Origin of the sequence: Arthrobacter sp. zg-Y1171, assembly GCF_025244845.1 — a bacterium.
Classification (GTDB): Bacteria; Actinomycetota; Actinomycetes; order Actinomycetales; family Micrococcaceae; genus Arthrobacter_B.
Genome location: NZ_CP104264.1, coordinates 2,028,268 through 2,043,577 on the forward strand (window position 1 = coordinate 2,028,268; position 15,310 = coordinate 2,043,577).

Annotated in this window: 13 protein-coding genes; 1 reads left to right on the forward strand and 12 read right to left on the reverse strand. The window is 61.8% G+C overall.

The window, feature by feature from the left end:
• Positions 1 to 4: 4 nt before the first annotated feature.
• From N2L00_RS09515 to N2L00_RS09535, 5 genes are all read right to left on the reverse strand, one after another.
• Complete coding sequence (locus N2L00_RS09515; RefSeq protein ID WP_255862907.1) at positions 5 to 820, reverse strand: ribose-phosphate pyrophosphokinase; 816 nt, start codon at positions 818 to 820, stop codon at positions 5 to 7.
• A gap of 87 nt (positions 821 to 907) precedes the next feature.
• Positions 908 to 1,762, reverse strand: a complete 855-nt coding sequence (locus N2L00_RS09520) for a hypothetical protein (protein ID WP_255766413.1) — start codon at positions 1,760 to 1,762, stop codon at positions 908 to 910.
• A gap of 51 nt (positions 1,763 to 1,813) precedes the next feature.
• Positions 1,814 to 2,608: an ABC transporter permease subunit gene (locus tag N2L00_RS09525; protein WP_255766414.1), complete on the reverse strand. Its 795-nt coding sequence runs from the start codon at positions 2,606 to 2,608 to the stop codon at positions 1,814 to 1,816.
• On the reverse strand, positions 2,605 to 3,573 hold the full coding sequence (locus tag N2L00_RS09530; protein ID WP_255766415.1) for an ABC transporter ATP-binding protein: 969 nt from the start codon (positions 3,571 to 3,573) through the stop codon (positions 2,605 to 2,607). The genes N2L00_RS09525 and N2L00_RS09530 overlap by 4 nt, the downstream gene beginning before the upstream one ends.
• 9 nt (positions 3,574 to 3,582) lie before the next feature.
• Positions 3,583 to 4,185: a DinB family protein gene (locus N2L00_RS09535; protein ID WP_255766416.1), complete on the reverse strand. Its 603-nt coding sequence runs from the start codon at positions 4,183 to 4,185 to the stop codon at positions 3,583 to 3,585.
• Between the two features lie 136 nt (positions 4,186 to 4,321).
• On the opposite strand from N2L00_RS09535, the gene N2L00_RS09540 reads away from it, so the two are divergent.
• Entirely contained in the window at positions 4,322 to 4,771 is a 450-nt protein-coding gene (locus N2L00_RS09540) for a DUF2975 domain-containing protein (RefSeq protein ID WP_255766417.1), read from the forward strand.
• 720 nt (positions 4,772 to 5,491) lie between these two features.
• On the opposite strand, the gene N2L00_RS09545 is transcribed toward N2L00_RS09540, so the two are convergent.
• The 7 genes from N2L00_RS09545 to nrdI all read right to left on the reverse strand — a co-directional run bounded on the left by N2L00_RS09545 (position 5,492) and on the right by nrdI (position 15,295).
• Positions 5,492 to 6,730 (reverse strand): hypothetical protein, encoded by a 1,239-nt coding sequence (locus N2L00_RS09545; protein WP_260554255.1) that lies wholly within the window; start codon positions 6,728 to 6,730, stop codon positions 5,492 to 5,494.
• Positions 6,731 to 6,858: 128 nt separating this feature from the next.
• Complete coding sequence (locus N2L00_RS09550) at positions 6,859 to 8,625, reverse strand: Hsp70 family protein (RefSeq protein WP_255766419.1); 1,767 nt, start codon at positions 8,623 to 8,625, stop codon at positions 6,859 to 6,861.
• Complete coding sequence (locus tag N2L00_RS09555; RefSeq protein ID WP_255862906.1) at positions 8,622 to 9,770, reverse strand: hypothetical protein; 1,149 nt, start codon at positions 9,768 to 9,770, stop codon at positions 8,622 to 8,624. The genes N2L00_RS09550 and N2L00_RS09555 overlap by 4 nt, the downstream gene beginning before the upstream one ends.
• Complete coding sequence (locus N2L00_RS09560; protein ID WP_255766421.1) at positions 9,767 to 10,789, reverse strand: hypothetical protein; 1,023 nt, start codon at positions 10,787 to 10,789, stop codon at positions 9,767 to 9,769. The genes N2L00_RS09555 and N2L00_RS09560 overlap by 4 nt, the downstream gene beginning before the upstream one ends.
• Positions 10,790 to 11,633: 844 nt before the next feature.
• Positions 11,634 to 12,608 (reverse strand): class 1b ribonucleoside-diphosphate reductase subunit beta, encoded by a 975-nt coding sequence (gene nrdF / locus N2L00_RS09565; RefSeq protein ID WP_229951693.1) that lies wholly within the window; start codon positions 12,606 to 12,608, stop codon positions 11,634 to 11,636.
• A gap of 54 nt (positions 12,609 to 12,662) precedes the next feature.
• Positions 12,663 to 14,801 (reverse strand): class 1b ribonucleoside-diphosphate reductase subunit alpha, encoded by a 2,139-nt coding sequence (gene nrdE / locus N2L00_RS09570; RefSeq protein WP_255863299.1) that lies wholly within the window; start codon positions 14,799 to 14,801, stop codon positions 12,663 to 12,665.
• Positions 14,798 to 15,295 (reverse strand): class Ib ribonucleoside-diphosphate reductase assembly flavoprotein NrdI, encoded by a 498-nt coding sequence (gene nrdI / locus N2L00_RS09575; protein WP_255766423.1) that lies wholly within the window; start codon positions 15,293 to 15,295, stop codon positions 14,798 to 14,800. The genes nrdE and nrdI overlap by 4 nt, the downstream gene beginning before the upstream one ends.
• Between the last annotated feature and the right edge of the window lie 15 nt (positions 15,296 to 15,310).

Consider the following 15,310-nt stretch of genomic DNA (forward strand, 5'->3'; position numbering starts at 1 on the left):
TTCCTTAGATGAGGTGGGAGATCAGGGGCGTGATGGAAGCGGCGACGTCCGGGTTGGCGGCGCCGGGGTGTGAATCCGTGGTGTAGATGGAGCCGTAGGCCTGCCGCAGCTGGGCTGCTTTGCCGGAGAACACTCCGTGGCTCACCCACAGGTCCAGGCGGTCCGGTCCCAGCCCGGTGGCTGCGGCCAGGCCCATGAAGGTTCCGCCGCCGTCGCAGATGTCGTCCACGACCAGGAAGCGTCCTTCGTCGGGCAGTTCCGCGCAGGTGAACCCGGACAGCTTGCCGGTGGCAAAGTCCCGGTGCTTCTCGGCGGAGTAGAGCGGAAGTCCGAGGGCTGCAGCGGTTCGGGCGGTGCGTTCCTTCGCCCCGGCGTCCGGGCAGATGACGCCGGCATACTCCCCTGCTTTGTTCCGCAGGACCTGGGCGATGACGGTCGAGGAATCCACAGCGCGCAGGTTGCGGACCAGAGCCGGCATGACGGGAGAGTGCGGGTCGAAGCAGACCACTTCGTCGGCGTTCATGGCGTTGATGAGGTTGGCGTAGACCTTGGCGCCGAAGGGATTGCCGCGGTCCTGGCGGGCTCCGGGCAGGTACGGAATGAGGGCCTGGACCTTGTGTCCGCCCTGGTGGGCGTAGTCGATCCACATGGCCGCGGTTATGTACTCGTTGGCATCGGCGCCGGTGAGGTAGAAGTACAGCGGGGTTTCCGCCGGGCTGCCTTCGACCTTGAGGTGGGCCTCCCCGGCCGGGAAGGACATCGGCGTCGCTGCCGAGTGGACGGTGTATCCCTGCGGGACTGTGGCGTATGCGGTGAACATGCTGCCAGCCTACACAGCTTTTTCGTCATTGGAAGTTTATTGGTCCAATAAACGTAGTGTTACGAATAATGACGCCTGGCGTGCGGGCTATTCGCCCGCTGCGCTGACATAACTGCCGCCCAGTTCCGCGGCGAGGGCAGCGATTTGGTCGGGGCCCGGCATCCGTCCCTCACGGTCCGGCAGGACCAGCACGTGCCAGTTGCTGCCTTCGGCGAAGTACGGGAACGGGTTTTCGGCGGCCTGCAGCAATTCAGACGCCTTGGCCCGGTCCGCCTCGTTCTCGTAGCGGACTATTTCGACCGCGTCGGTGCACATCCGGTACTCGGGAAGATATCCGTCGATCTGTATCGTGACCGGTTCCGCTGTGGTGCCGGGGTCGCAGTCCAGGACGCCCGCGACGGCGTCGTACACTTCGTTGACTGAGGCGAAGGAAGGGGCCCCCTCCTCAACCCGAAGGTCGACCGATATCGCCGTCGTGCGGTCCGGCATCTGCCGCTCCACCCGCAGCGACCAGCACCCGGGCTCGTCAAACTCGTAGACGGCGTCCCAGCCCTCCCCCGGCTTGTCCAGCTCCCCTCCAGTGGAAGTGCCCGGTTTCTTCAACGCCTCAACCCGGTTTCCCTGCGGATCGGCAAGCCATGTATCGAACGTACCGGTCCCGGTAACCCGCCAGGCAATTTCCACCGGCGATCCGGTGGAGAACGGAACCGAAGCGCCGGCTGGCGCCACTAAGCCCCAGGCCTGGAAGTCGCGGGCATCGCTCAAGTCCAGCACCCGGTCCTCGCCAAGGACCACGGCATTTTGGCAGGCCGTGATTGAGGCGCCGTCATTCGGTACCGGCGGAGTGGACTGCTCTTCCGCGGTCGACGATCCGGCGTCCGTGCAGGCGGAAAGCAGCAGCACCGCCGCTGCCGCGGCTGCGAGTCCCTTTACCTTGCGCATCGGCGCCCACCCGTCGTGTTTGGTGGGGACATCATTGCACAGGGCTGGCGGTCACGTGCCGATGTCCCTCCGGGTAAGGGCGACGGCAGCGAGCAGGACCAGCAGCGCGCTTGTGCCATACAGCGCACCGAGCCCGGCCCAATCCGCCCCGTTGCTGAGCGGCCCGGAGCCGAAGGCCCAGTGATAGGGCGTCCAGTCGTGGAGGTAGTCCAGGTCCTGGTTCTGGTTGGCCACCGCGTTGAGGGCGTACCCGCCGACGGCGACCGCAACGGCCGCAGTGAGCGCCCAGACGCGGCGGCCGGTGAAGGCCCCCGCAGCCAGGGCGACGGACGCCGTCAGCAGTGCCAGCCCGACGAGCGCCGCACACCCGGCCCAAACGTGGGAAGGGACGAGTCCGAGTTGTGCGGGGCGGTTGAAAACCAGCACGGCCAGACCCGCGAAAAGGCCGAGCAGCAGCAGACGCGCAACAATGGCGGCGCTGCGCTCCAGCACGAGCTGGACCCGGCCGACCGCGTGGGCCAGCACGAGTTCCAGTGTCCCGCTCTCCTCGTCGCCGGCAATCGCCCGGGTTCCCCAGGAGATGGCGGCGATGGTGAAGAGGGCGAACCCGATGAGGCCGAAGAACGTCGCCTGGGTGTAGCCGGCGCCGGTGGTCAGCTCGTCATAGCCCAGCGCGGAAATGAGTTCGGGCGGCAGGCTCTGCAGGAGATCCTGGAAATCCTGGCCGGCCAGGGACGGATAGAGGGGCAGGTACAGGCTCAGGACAGCGAGGATGCCTGCCGCCCATCCCAGAAGCGGACGCCATGACGCGGCGAGTGAACGGGTGAACAAGGGGAGGCGACTCATTCGGCGGCACCGCCGTCGGCCGGCCCGGCAGCGTTCTCCGGCCCGTAAAACCGCAGCACGGCCTCCTCGAGGTCGGGCTCCTGCACCACCAGGTCGAGGAGGTGATGTCCCGCCAGGGCCGTGATCAGGTCCGGCATGTCACCCTTGAACCGGCCATGGATTGAGGCTGGGCCCAGGGGGTCCGGGTCCGTGGGCACCTGCAGCAGCTCGAAACCGGGCACCCGCCGAAGGCGTTCAACCAAGGCAGGTGCCTCTGCTGCAGGGATACCAATCCGCACACGGCGGCCGGCCGACGCACGGATATCCGCGGTGCTGGCGGCGGATACCACTGCCCCCTTCCGAAGGATGGCCACAGTGTCAGCGGCTTCCTCAATCTCACTGAGAACGTGCGAGCTGAGCAGTACCGTCTGGCCGTTGCTGCTCGCCTCCCTCACCAGCGCCAGAAACTCCTGTTGAACCAACGGGTCCAATCCGCTGGTTGGTTCGTCAAGGATCAACAGCGGCGGTTGATGCATAAACGCCTGGATGAGTCCCAGTTTCTGCCGGTTTCCCTTGGACAGGGCACGCACCGGGCGGCCGAGGTCCAGATCGAGCCGCTCCGCCAGCGCCGGAACGGTCCCCGGGTCTACGGCTCCACTGATATGTGAGAAAAAGCGGAGAAGTTCCCGTCCGCTGACTCTGTCCGCTAATGCCGGATCCCCCGGCAGGAAGCCGATACGACGACGCAGGGCCGGCCCTCCGCTGCGGGGATTAACGCCGAGGACGGCTATCTCCCCGGAGCTGGGACGCAGCAGGTCCAGCAGCAGGCGCATCAGCGTGGTCTTGCCGGCACCGTTGGGACCGATGACCCCGAAGACGCTTCCCGCCGGGACATCCAAGTCGATGCCTTTCAGCGCTGCAACGCGTCCGAAGTTCTTGTGCAGCCCGCGGGTGCGGACAACGGCTGAGCCAGAGCCAGGTTCCATGCGGTCAGGCTACGCGCCTGCCGCGGGGGCCGGATAGGCGGCGGCACCGGACGCCGGAGCGGGCCAGGACACGTCCCCCGGAGGATCCTCCCCCACCAGCCCGTCCACGGATTCACGGAGCAGGTCGGCATGTCCGGTATGCCGGGCATATTCCTCAATCAGGTCGATCAGCATGCGGCGCAGGCTCCCGGCTTGGCCATTAATGGCGGGCAGCAGTTGGTCGAGTCCGCCCTCGGCCAGCGCTGCGGCAAGGCGTTGCCGTGAACGTCCGACGGCGTAGCTCCACAGCGCGTAGAGGTCCTCCGGGGTGTTGTCTGCAGCGGTACGCCAATCCCAGTCCGGGTCGTTTTGCCAGTCAACGGCATTCCACGGAGCTCCCGGGTCCTGGCCTTTCAGCCGCCAGGCGAAGTACATGTCCTCCACACCCGCCAGGTGCTTGAGCAGACCGCCGAGGGTAATCGCGGAGGAGCCGATGGTGGCGGTGAGGGCTTCGGCACCAAGCCCGCCGGTTTTCCAGGCAAAGGTGGCGCGTTGCCGGTCCAGGGAACCCAGCAGGGTTTCGGTTTCCGTTCCGGCAAGCGGAGGTTCGATTTTGTCCGGGATTCCAGTCATAGCGCCGAAGAGTAAGCGGACGGCGCAGCCGCGTCCATACGTGCTTCGCTCCAACGCGCTTCTCGGCCCTGCTTACTGGAACGGCGGCCGCTGATGCATGGTTGACAGCTGTCCCGGCCCGGGCGAGGATCACGTCATGACTCGGCAGGAAGCCCTCCCCCTCCGCTGCGCGGTCGTGGCGTTTGCCGTGGCCGCCCTGCTGACCCAACTCGTCGTTGTTCCGCGGATGGCGGCTCGGTCCGCGGCTGCCTATCCGGAGGTTGCTGATCTGGCGTCCTCGTACATCACGGTCATCGGGGTCGCGGTGGCAGCCTTCGAGCTGGCGTTGCTGGCAGCCTGGCAACTGGTCTCAGCTGCAGCAGCAGACAGGTCCGTGACACGTCGGTCGACGGGATGGGCCAACATCATGGCAGTTTCACTGGGTGTTATGGCAGTGCTTTTTGCAGGGGTTTTCGCCCATGCCGGGTTCATCGAGAATATCGGCGGTCCGGCGATACTGTTCGGGCTAGTGGTCTTCCTCGCCCTCATCCCCGTCGCCTTTGCCTTCAGATACGGGGTTCTGGGCTGGCTGGCGGCACCTACCTGATAGTCCTTGCATATCTCCGCGGAATTTCCCCGGCCCATCATCAAAAGTCAACGGACCTAGTGGGCGAAGTCTCGAACCGTGGGTATCGCGCAGTGTTCTGAACTGCCGTTGGGTATCCTCGGCGTCCGAAGAAATTGGGGAGAGCAAACGGTGCGCCGCTGGCACATAGCTAATCAGGTGCCGGCAGGCGCTGGCCGGGGATCATCATTGGGTGGTGAGCACGCTGGCCGTATTCACCTCATGACTTTGCTGGGCGGGGCGGTACAGACAGCAACTCGCGAGAAGGCCGTTTCGGTCATGCCACGTCAGTCGAAAACCTAGGATTGGCATCACCCAGTGGCACCATGCTCTCTTACCTACCACCGGGTGAATACACGGTTGCCCCTCTAGTTGTCCCACTGCTCATAGTGACTGCCGGAGGCATCGCTGCAGGTGATAAGGGCGTCATGGACAACCCTTAGGAGGATCGACTGCCGCAGACGCTCAGGAGCCCCACAATCTAGCAGTCTTCAAACTCAACGATATTCAGGTCGCAGCGCAGGAAGCTGTGGAGGAGTACGGGCAAAGCCAGTTGCATGCAGCGAGATACATTAGGCGCTTTGCCGATTGCCTGGAACCCGCTCTCAGCTCATGAACCGCCTTTACCGCGAGTTGATTGGTGTCACTTCCAAGTGTCGGCAGTCCCGAAGGTGCGGGACCTCCTCCACCGTAAAGAACACCTTAGCGGCTGCGCTTGTTGCCTCCGTTAAGTGAGCGAAGGCGCTCAATGTGGCGGCGTTGCTCCTTGTCGTCCTGCTTGACGTGGACACTTACCAGCACCCGCTCACCATCAGGTTTGTAGTAGATCCGGCCCATGCTTTCGCTGCCGGCCATGCCGGTACCCAGTTTGGAAACTTCACGCCATCCGCCCAGGCCTTCAAGATCTTTTCCGACCATCTGTCCCATATCGATTTGCACGAGTGACCGCAACAGCGAGGCGGGCGCGTCGACATTGGCCAGAACTTCGTCACCGTCCAGAACAAAGTTGAGCCGGGCAAATGCCGTATCCAAAAATCCGAGAAGACCGCGGCGAGGTGCACGATGAACAGAGTCGGCTCGGCGACGCTCCGCCTCCTGCTCCGCAAGTTCTTCGAGCCTCGCCTTCAAACCGACAACGGCTGCTTCTAAGGTGAGAATTTGCGCGTCTCCGTGATCAACTTGGTTACGGAGTGCACCGATGCTGCTAGTAAGGTCGGAGTTCTCGGTCAGTGCCAGCTCGAGCAGTTCTTCGGTTTCCGACTGCATTTCGAGAAGGGCCCTGGTATCGGCGGTTTGCTCCGGAGAGCGGCTCAACTCGCTAATTTGATCGTGGAGCGACTTCTGATGAGCAAGCGCCGTATCCAGTTCCCCGTACAACTTGAACTCGCTGTCCGTAACTGATGCGAGCCGCCGGGTTAGGAACGCAACTTCAACTTCGGACGCGTTGAGTCTCTCTCTGAGCTCTCCCGTCAGGTCAAGCAGCTCTTCGACCCTGGCCGCGAGATCCTCAAGACGAGTGTCTGCCGGGGCATCAGGGTATTCAACAGACGGATCGACCGATACAGGGAAGAGCACAGCCGAGACCCGCGACACGGCCTCGTCGTGACTTCCTTTGAAGCGGAGTCGGGCGAACCAGTCGTAAAATTGGCCGTCGCTGGCCAGACGGTGGCTGACATCCCACCGCTGTACAGCGAGACCACCAGCTTCCAAAGCGTCGACGACGATCGTTGCGAGCCGCTCGGAAGCGTTGAAGACGACGTAGTGCCCAAAGGAACCTGTCTCGATGCTCCACTCGCCGTGGAACCCTTCAAACCGCTGCGGCGCCTCTGCGGCATCCGCTCTAGGGGCATACGGGACAGCGGCACCCGCGAAGAGGAACCTATTGCAGTCCTCGATCTCCTGCGACGCCCCGCCTATGTCAACAACGTCGTCGACGAACACCGGGTAGACAGCTCCTGCATACACGATGCCGGCGTACCCCTCCGGGGTTAACCGAACCGCGCGGCGGACAGATTCAACGACGGAAGTGCCGTCTGTGACGCGTACATCGAGTTGTTGTGCTGCCACCTTTAGGCCACCGTGGCGCACCTACAAGCGGGGTCGCCCCACTTGCGCCTACAAACGGCGCACGGCTTGTAGTAGAGGTATTCAGTGCGTTGCTCGCTCGTTGCCTCATCGGGACCGGGGATCCGGGCAAACGCGAGCGGATTGTGCTTATGCAACACATCCCCAGGGATCAGCTGTGAGTCCGGCTTATTCGCAACGTTGGCACGGGCGATGAGACCATCGTTTTGTACCCAGGCGTCCGTATCTGCGATATCAACTGGTCCGAGATTGGCGCTCCCTGTGAGTCCGATGCCGAACTCGAGGTCGAAGTACGACGCGCGCGACCGGTCACCGCGCTGACTGGATGCCGCGTCGATCGTCAAGATCAGGTCGTCATCGACCTGCACGCCGAGTTCCAACCGCTCAACAAGCGGCGGCGCCGTCGTGTCCACCGATACAGTCACAATACCGAGCGACGTCCGCGGATCGCTCGCTTGTGGCTGCTCAACCACCTCAGATGGGGCAACAATGGAGAACTTCGCAACACCTTCGGTCGGGTCAGTGCAATACAGGTGAAACCGATCCTGGCGGACTTCACCGTCAGCGGGCATCTCCGTTCCAGCCCGTAGTAGTGGAAGCCGCGACCCCCGGGCCATCTCCAACTCGATCTGCTTCGCAAGTACCAGCCGCTGCGCATCGTGCGCAATCCGCGCAGCTCCTTGGGACACAAGGGTCGCGCTGTTCGCTGGGACGAGCACCCGCTCCGGTCCAAATAGTTCGTGCAATCGGCTGCGGATGCTTGGCATCGCCGCCATGCCGCCCGCCACCAGGCAAAGAGAGACCTGCGCAGGCGCCATGCCCACGCTATCGAGAAGCGCCTCTATCTCTCGGATGCCGCTGGTCACCAAAGGACGGGTGATACCGTCCAATTCCTGGCGGCTCAGAGCATACTCAAGCGTGGTGTCGGACTCAGGGAAGTAGTTAGGTCGATAGAAGGTGACGCTCGGGCGATCGGAGAGCTCGATCTTGTTACGTTCGGCGTCCTGCAGCAAGCGGAGGCGCGCTTCCCGGATCGGGTGATCCGATTCGGAAATTCCGTGCTTGGTCGAGAACCTTGCGACCACTTCGTCGCGGATGACCTCATCGAATTTGTCACCACCAACTTGATCGGTGCCGCCATTACGAAGCTGGACGATCCGGCCAGGTTCGATCCGACACAGAGTGAGGTCGAGCGTTCCTCCACCCCAATCCACAACAAGCACGTTTCGTCGCATGAGCCGGCGAATTTCACTCACAGGATCAGACGCTCCGCGCAAGTGGCCGTATAAGGCGGCCAGAGGCTCATGCACGAACTGAGCCACTGAGATTCCGGCCTGAGCAAAGGCCTCACGAAGCGCAGCACGGCGTGGGCCGTTCATATTGACCGGTATAGTGACGACGGCGCGGTCCAGCTCGCCCAGCACCTGCCGCTGTCGGCTGCGGCGCGTCTCGGAGCGGACATATCGGATCACGTCCGCCACGATGTCGATGGGGCTGCGCTCGACCCCGCCCACGCTGACCACTTCCTGCCCAAGGAGGAACTTCGGTGAGCGCACGGTGTTGCCGTAAACCCCGATCCCGACCTCCTCCAGCGCGCGCCGCGCCTCACGACCGACGATAACGCTTTCACCCTCGTAGCGAACAACTGAGGGGTGCGGCCGCCCCTCCTCATCCACCACGTCGATAACGCGGTCGCCTACCACGGCCGAAATCAAACTGTTAGTAGTCCCGAAGTCAAACCCGACGATCATTGCACCCCTCCATCAAGGTCCTTGAGGTGCGTGACCTCACCATCTATTGCGGTCAGAGCCCTGTCGACGAACTCTTCCGCTACACCGGTGCTTCCATTTCGTATTGCGTGAAGCCCGTCGCTGAGGAGCCCGACCTGGTCCGTGAGCCGCCGGATAACTTGAGTCCGCAATGCCTCGTAGTCATCCACCAAATGGCTCTTGTCGACGACTCGGCTGCTCTGCTCTGCCGTAAGCAGCCGAGTGAGGTCATCCACCTGAACGAGAAGCTTATTAGAGCGCTGCTTCTCGATCTCCAGCTCGGCGGAAAGCCCTTGGCAGTGGGCCTCCGCTGCCGCGGCGCGGTGTTCCTGATGTGCGGCGTGGGCGCGAGCGGTGGCTGTCGCTCGTTGAGCATCACGAATCGCGCCCTCAAAATGCCGTGACAGCTGTGCCAGCGCTTCTGTGCTTTTGGAAGTTGCGAGTAGAGCGGCAGTCTTGGACGTGCTTTCCTGGGGCGGCGAGTCCCACACGAAGGCAGCCATATCTGCAATGAACTGCTTCGACGTCCAGCCATCACGAAGTACGCGGAACAGACCCAATCCGGTAACCGCGTTCACCCGGAGGCGCTTCAGATCGGTTTCCGAAGCCTCCACCGACGTCTGCTGACACAGTCCTTTGAGATTGAGCTTCGTGACCGCTTCATTCACTTCCTCAGCTGTGAGACCCGGAAGGGCACGGGGATCGTGCAGCTGTTCGATCCGTCCTTCGAAAAGAGGGTGGCTGGCGAAAGCCACTTCGACCAACTGGAGAAGGCGGAGAAGGACAGAATGCTTCGCCCCGAGCTCTGCCAGGGCTGCCAGCAGACTAAGCGGCACTGCAAGCATTGGATCTGCAGGTGCTAGGCGCCGGACGGCGGCGATCTCTTCCGGCATTACGTCTTTGTTCACAGAAAGACTGTCCAAGTCCTTGCGAGCAAGGTTGAGCTTGCGCCCCGCTTCACCGTAGGAGAATTCGATCAACTCGAGAATTGATCGTGGCCGGCTCTTCCTCTTGCTATCCACTTTGAGCGCCCGCGGTCCGTCGGCTGGCGGATTCTTGATTGAGACAATCGCAGGAACTTGCTCCGCGATAACTTCGTGCAATCCATCGTCGGTAGTAAATTTCACGAAACTCCTTGATTGTGGGCACGGTTCCGGAAGGCCGCATACCAGATTTCCGCCACGCTGCTGTCACGAAGACGTTCAGCGTGCCGAGTCGCCGAGATGAGATCCCCTGCTGAGAGCGCGTGTTCGGCAGCGATCAGATGCAGCTTTAGAACGTCGTATGGTCGTTGGGAGTCGATACTGGCCGTCAATTCCTCTACTTCTGCCAAGGCGCTGCCATTGAGCGGTAAGGCACTCCACCGAAGCACCTGTTCGATGACCGAGTCACTGAGCGCGAAATCCAAGCTCGAGTGCGGTGACCGCGACAAATCGTCGCGGGACCACGCTTCCCCCTTCAGGAGAGCCTGAAACCGCAGCGATACTTCAGCGACACGCTGGCTCTTGGTCTTCGTCATCGCATGACCGAATTGGTTGTAGTGGAAAGCGACGATGCCGCACACTGCCTCGGCAGGTGGCCGGTCAAAGCCTCTCAAGATTGCAACTGCTTTGTCGTACTTTCCCTGGTAGCTGCCCCGGTCACGCGCCTCGTCGCAGACGGCTGAATCAGCGCTGTCCTCACGCGCGAGGACGCCATACAGATAGTTGGCAACACCAGACAGGTACCGAGATGCTGTCGAGTAACGCTTGGAGCGCATGATGAAGTCGTCGATGGCACGGAGACTCAGCTCACCACTCTTGATGAAGTGATTCAGGGCATCATCCACTCCGTCGAGGTCGTCTTCCTCGGCTAGAGAGAACTCAAAGTGGAAGGTTTGAACCACATCGCTGTTCCTCAGAGACACCTCAGCAATGCCGCTTCGTTTGGTTGCTAAGCTCTTCGCCACATCGTCGGCAGACGCGGGGCTCCCGTTTAGCGCCACCGCGTCAGCGGAGTGGATCACCCAATCCTCAACAGATGTCGCGCCAGTGATGGTGAGTCGGCTATTGCCGCACTCTCGTCCCCTAAGTACCATGATTGGCCGTTGAGTTGAATGTCCCTCGAAGTTGTGCACGCGAAGATCGCGTTCGGTGGATAATTCCACCCCGCATTTCCCGCATGGAAATGTCACAGGCCGTGGCGCTAAGGCCGTGCCTTCCCCAGTCGGTTCATGGAACTCCATGTAGCCGGTGTGCCAAAACCCCATGCCTCCCCCTTCTTGCATACCTGCCATCAACCGCAAACGATTGCGTGCCGTCAGCCATTGGCACTTCAAGAACGCTTTGCCTTGCGAAAAGAGCGGAAGGTGTCTAATTGCCTATCGCCTGCGCCTTAGAGCGGCCTTTGAAATGAGCCTACGACGCCAGTACCGAATTCCCCGTTGCGACGCGAGTTTCACTGGTGAATTTTGATCTCGGGGCGGTACTCCAAAATCCACTCGGCCGTCCGCCACCCAGTGCTCTGTTTAATGCCATAGAGCGGCTGCGGTCGGGTACAAGCAGTCACTTCGCGGTGACGAACGAACAGCCCGGGTCGGTTCGACGACGAGCCTCGGCATTCTCCGGCTTTTGACTCCAAAGTTCCATCTGGACCCGCAGCTAGAATTTCACCCAGCCCGCCACTCTCGAGAGACGAACTCGCGCTAGAGCCCCAGCCCAACGGTCGACGTCCCTCCCAGCCCAATCTGGGAGTAATGCCGCCACACCCACACTTCCCTCTCGGCTCAACCTGATGTCCCCGACTACAGGTGAGCGTTCATGATGGTCATCCTCGGAGACGGATCCGTGAAAGCGTCGTCTAGTAGGCGGAGTTTCCGCCAACTAGGGCCAGATCTCACAGGTACGGAGTGATGGGCTGAAAGAAGAACATTCCGCGCCTTAAACAGCGCTGCCGCCGCGACGGACCCGAAAGGCCCGCCGCGGCGGCAATGATGCGGTACAGCTAAGGAACTAGAAGTCCCAGTCGTCGTCTTCCGTGTTCACGGCCTTGCCGATCACGTAGGAAGATCCGGAGCCGGAGAAGAAGTCATGGTTCTCGTCGGCATTCGGTGACAGGGCCGAGAGGATCGCCGGGTTCACGTCCGTCAGGGTGGACGGGAACATGGCCTCGTAGCCCAGGTTCATCAGCGCCTTGTTGGCGTTGTAGTGCAGGAACTTCTTGACGTCCTCGGCCAGGCCGACGCCGTCGTACAGGTCATGCGTGTACTGGACTTCGTTTTCGTACAGCTCGAAGAGCAGCTCGTACGTGTAGTCCTTCAGCTCCTGGCGGCGCTCCTCGGGAACCGTCTCCAGGCCGCGCTGGAACTTGTAGCCGATGTAGTAGCCGTGCACTGCCTCGTCACGGATGATGAGGCGGATCAGGTCGGCCGTGTTTGTGAGCTTGGCCCGCGAGGACCAGTACATCGGCAGGTAGAAGCCCGAGTAGAAGAGGAAGGACTCCAGCAGGGTGGAAGCCACCTTGCGCTTCAGGGGATCATCGCCGCGGTAGTAATCGGTGATGATCTGCGCCTTCTTCTGCAGGTTCGGGTTCTCCGTGGACCAGCGGAAGGCCTCGTCAATCTCCTTGGTGGAAGCCAGGGTGGAGAAGATCGAGGAGTAGCTCTTGGCGTGCACGGACTCCATGAACGCAATGTTCGTGTAGACCGCTTCCTCGTGCGGGGTGAGCGCATCGGGGATCAGCGAGACGGCACCGACGGTGGCCTGCATGGTGTCCAGCAGGGTCAGGCCCGTGAACACACGCATGGTGAGCTGCTGCTCATCCGGAGTCAGCGTGGCCCAGGACTGGACGTCGTTGGACAGCGGCACCTTCTCCGGCAGCCAGAAGTTGTTGACCAGACGGTTCCAGACCTCAACGTCCTTCTCATCCTGGATCCGGTTCCAGTTGATCGCCTGGACGCCGTCGATCAGCTTCAGCTTCTCGGTCATGAATAATTCCTTGTCTTCAAAAGTTCGGGGAAGGGGGTGCGGAAAGCGGCAGCCTTACAGCATGCAGGAAACGCAGCCCTCAACCTCGGTGCCTTCCAGCGCGAGCTGGCGCAGGCGGATGTAGTAGATGGTCTTGATGCCCTTGCGCCAGGCGTAGATCTGCGCCTTGTTGATGTCGCGGGTGGTTGCGGTGTCCTTGAAGAACAACGTCAGGGACAGGCCCTGGTCCACGTGCTGCGTCGCAGCGGCGTAGGTGTCGATGATCTTCTCGTAGCCGATCTCGTACGCATCCTGGTAGTACTCCAGGTTGTCGTTGGTCAGGTACGGAGCCGGGTAGTAGACGCGTCCCAGCTTGCCTTCCTTGCGGATCTCGATCTTCGACGCCACCGGGTGGATGGAGGAGGTGGAGTTGTTGATGTAGGAGATCGAGCCGGTGGGCGGCACGGCCTGCAGGTTCTGGTTGTAGATGCCGTGTTCCATGACCGAAGCCTTCAGCGCCTCCCAGTCAGCCTGGGTGGGGATGTGCACGCCGTCGAACAGTTCGCGGACACGCTGCGTCTGCGGTGCCCATTCCTGGTTGGTGTACTTGTCGAAGTACTCCCCCGTGGCGTACTTGGAGCGCTCGAAGCCGGCGAACTTGCGGCCGGTCTCGATGGCCAGCAGGTTCGACGCCCGCACGGCGTGGTAGACCACCGTGTAGAAGTACATGTTCGTGAAGTCGATGCCTTCTTCGGAACCGTAATAGACCCGCTCGCGTGCCAGGTAGCCGTGCAGGTTCATCTGGCCCAGGCCGATGGCATGCGACATGTCATTGCCCTTGGCAATGGACGGAACGGAGCCGATGTGGCTCATGTCCGAAACGGCGGTCAGCGCACGGATAGCCGTCTCGATGGTCCGGCCGAAGTCCGGCGAGTCCATGGTCTTGGCAATGTTCAGCGAGCCGAGGTTGCAGGAGATGTCCTTGCCGGTCTCGTCGTAGGACAGGTCATCGTTGTACGTGGTGGGCTGGGAAACCTGGAGGATTTCCGAGCACAGGTTGGACATGATGATCTTGCCGTCGATCGGGTTCTCCCGGTTCACCGTGTCCTCGAACATGATGTACGGGTAGCCGGACTCGAACTGGATCTCGGCAAGGGTCTGGAAGAACTCGCGGGCACGGATCTTGGTCTTCTTGATCCGGGAATCGTCCACCATCTCGTAGTACTTCTCGGTGACCGAGATGTCGGAGAACGGCATGCCGTAGACCTTCTCGACGTCGTACGGCGAGAACAGGTACATGTCCTCGTCGCGCTTGGCCAGGTCGAAGGTGATGTCCGGGACGACGACGCCGAGGGAAAGGGTCTTGATGCGGATCTTCTCGTCGGCGTTCTCGCGCTTGGTGTCGAGGAACCGGTTGATGTCCGGGTGGTGGGCGTGCAGGTACACGGCACCGGCACCCTGGCGGGCACCGAGCTGGTTCGCGTAGGAGAAGCTGTCCTCAAGGAGCTTCATCACGGGGATGACGCCGGAGGACTGGTTCTCGATCTGCTTGATCGGCGCGCCGACCTCGCGGATGTTGGTCAGTGCAAAGGCGACGCCGCCGCCGCGCTTGGAGAGCTGCAGCGCGGAGTTGATGGAGCGGCCGATGGACTCCATGTTGTCTTCGATGCGCAGCAGGAAGCAGGAGACGAGCTCGCCGCGCTGGGCCTTGCCGGCGTTGAGGAACGTGGGGGTGGCCGGCTGGAAGCGGCCCTCGATGATTTCGTCCACCATCTGCGTGGCGAGCTGCTCGTCGCCGCGGGCCAGGTGCAGGGCAACCATGCAGACACGGTCTTCGTAGCGCTCCAGGTAACGCTTACCGTCGAAGGTCTTCAGCGTGTACGAGGTGTAGAACTTGAACGCGCCGAGGAAGGTTTCGAAGCGGAACTTCTTCTTGTAGGCGCGGGTGTACAGCTCCTTGATGAAGGTCATGGAGTACTGGTCGAGCGTTTCCGGCTCGTAGTACTCGTTCTTGACCAGGTATTCCAGCTTCTCTTCCAGGTCATGGAAGAAGACCGTGTTGTTGTTAACGTGCTGGAGGAAGTACTGGCGCGCAGCAGCGCGGTCGGCGTCGAACTGGATCTCTCCGTTCTTGCCGTACAGGTTCAGCATGGCGTTGAGCTCGTGGTAGCCCAGGTCCTTGTAAGCCTCCGGGAGCTCCTTGGAGTCCGTCATGCCGGCTTCTGCGACTGATGTGTCCAAAACTTTTCCAATCCTTCGTTAACCTTGGCGACGTCCTCGGACGTGCCCATGAGTTCAAATCGATACAGCACGGGGACCTGGCACTTCACGGCGATGATGTCCGCCGCGAGGCAATAGGAGTCCCCGAAGTTTGTGTTGCCCGCCCCGATCACACCCCGGATCAAGGAGCGGTTGCGCTCGTTGTTCAGGAACTTGATGACCTGCTTGGGAACGGCGCCCCGGGCTGCGGCCCCCGGTGATGCAGCCGTTCCACCGTAGGTGGGAAGCAGCAGTACGTAGGGCCGGGTGGCCAGCAGTGTGGGCTGGGAGGTGTGGAGCGGAAGAGCCGCCGCGAAAATCCCGAGCTTTTCCACAAAACGGCGGGTATACCCGGAGGCTGAGGAGAAGTAGATCAGGGAGGCGTCCGTTTCCGGTTGTCCATCCCCTGCGGATGCCGATGCCGGCGCAAAGCCGGCTTGGTCTGCCATCCCCAGTGCCATGGT

Coding starts and splice junctions, on each gene's coding strand:
- N2L00_RS09550 (WP_255766419.1), bottom strand. CDS start 8,625: ATGATCGTCGGGTTTGACTTCGGGACTACTAACAGTTTGATTTCGGCC.
- nrdE (WP_255863299.1), bottom strand. CDS start 14,801: ATGACGGACTCCAAGGAGCTCCCGGAGGCTTACAAGGACCTGGGCTAC.
- N2L00_RS09540 (WP_255766417.1), top strand. CDS start 4,322: ATGACTCGGCAGGAAGCCCTCCCCCTCCGCTGCGCGGTCGTGGCGTTT.
- N2L00_RS09525 (WP_255766414.1), bottom strand. CDS start 2,608: ATGAGTCGCCTCCCCTTGTTCACCCGTTCACTCGCCGCGTCATGGCGT.
- N2L00_RS09515 (WP_255862907.1), bottom strand. CDS start 820: ATGTTCACCGCATACGCCACAGTCCCGCAGGGATACACCGTCCACTCG.
- N2L00_RS09520 (WP_255766413.1), bottom strand. CDS start 1,762: ATGCGCAAGGTAAAGGGACTCGCAGCCGCGGCAGCGGCGGTGCTGCTG.
- nrdI (WP_255766423.1), bottom strand. CDS start 15,295: ATGGCAGACCAAGCCGGCTTTGCGCCGGCATCGGCATCCGCAGGGGAT.
- N2L00_RS09535 (WP_255766416.1), bottom strand. CDS start 4,185: ATGACTGGAATCCCGGACAAAATCGAACCTCCGCTTGCCGGAACGGAA.
- N2L00_RS09530 (WP_255766415.1), bottom strand. CDS start 3,573: ATGGAACCTGGCTCTGGCTCAGCCGTTGTCCGCACCCGCGGGCTGCAC.
- nrdF (WP_229951693.1), bottom strand. CDS start 12,608: ATGACCGAGAAGCTGAAGCTGATCGACGGCGTCCAGGCGATCAACTGG.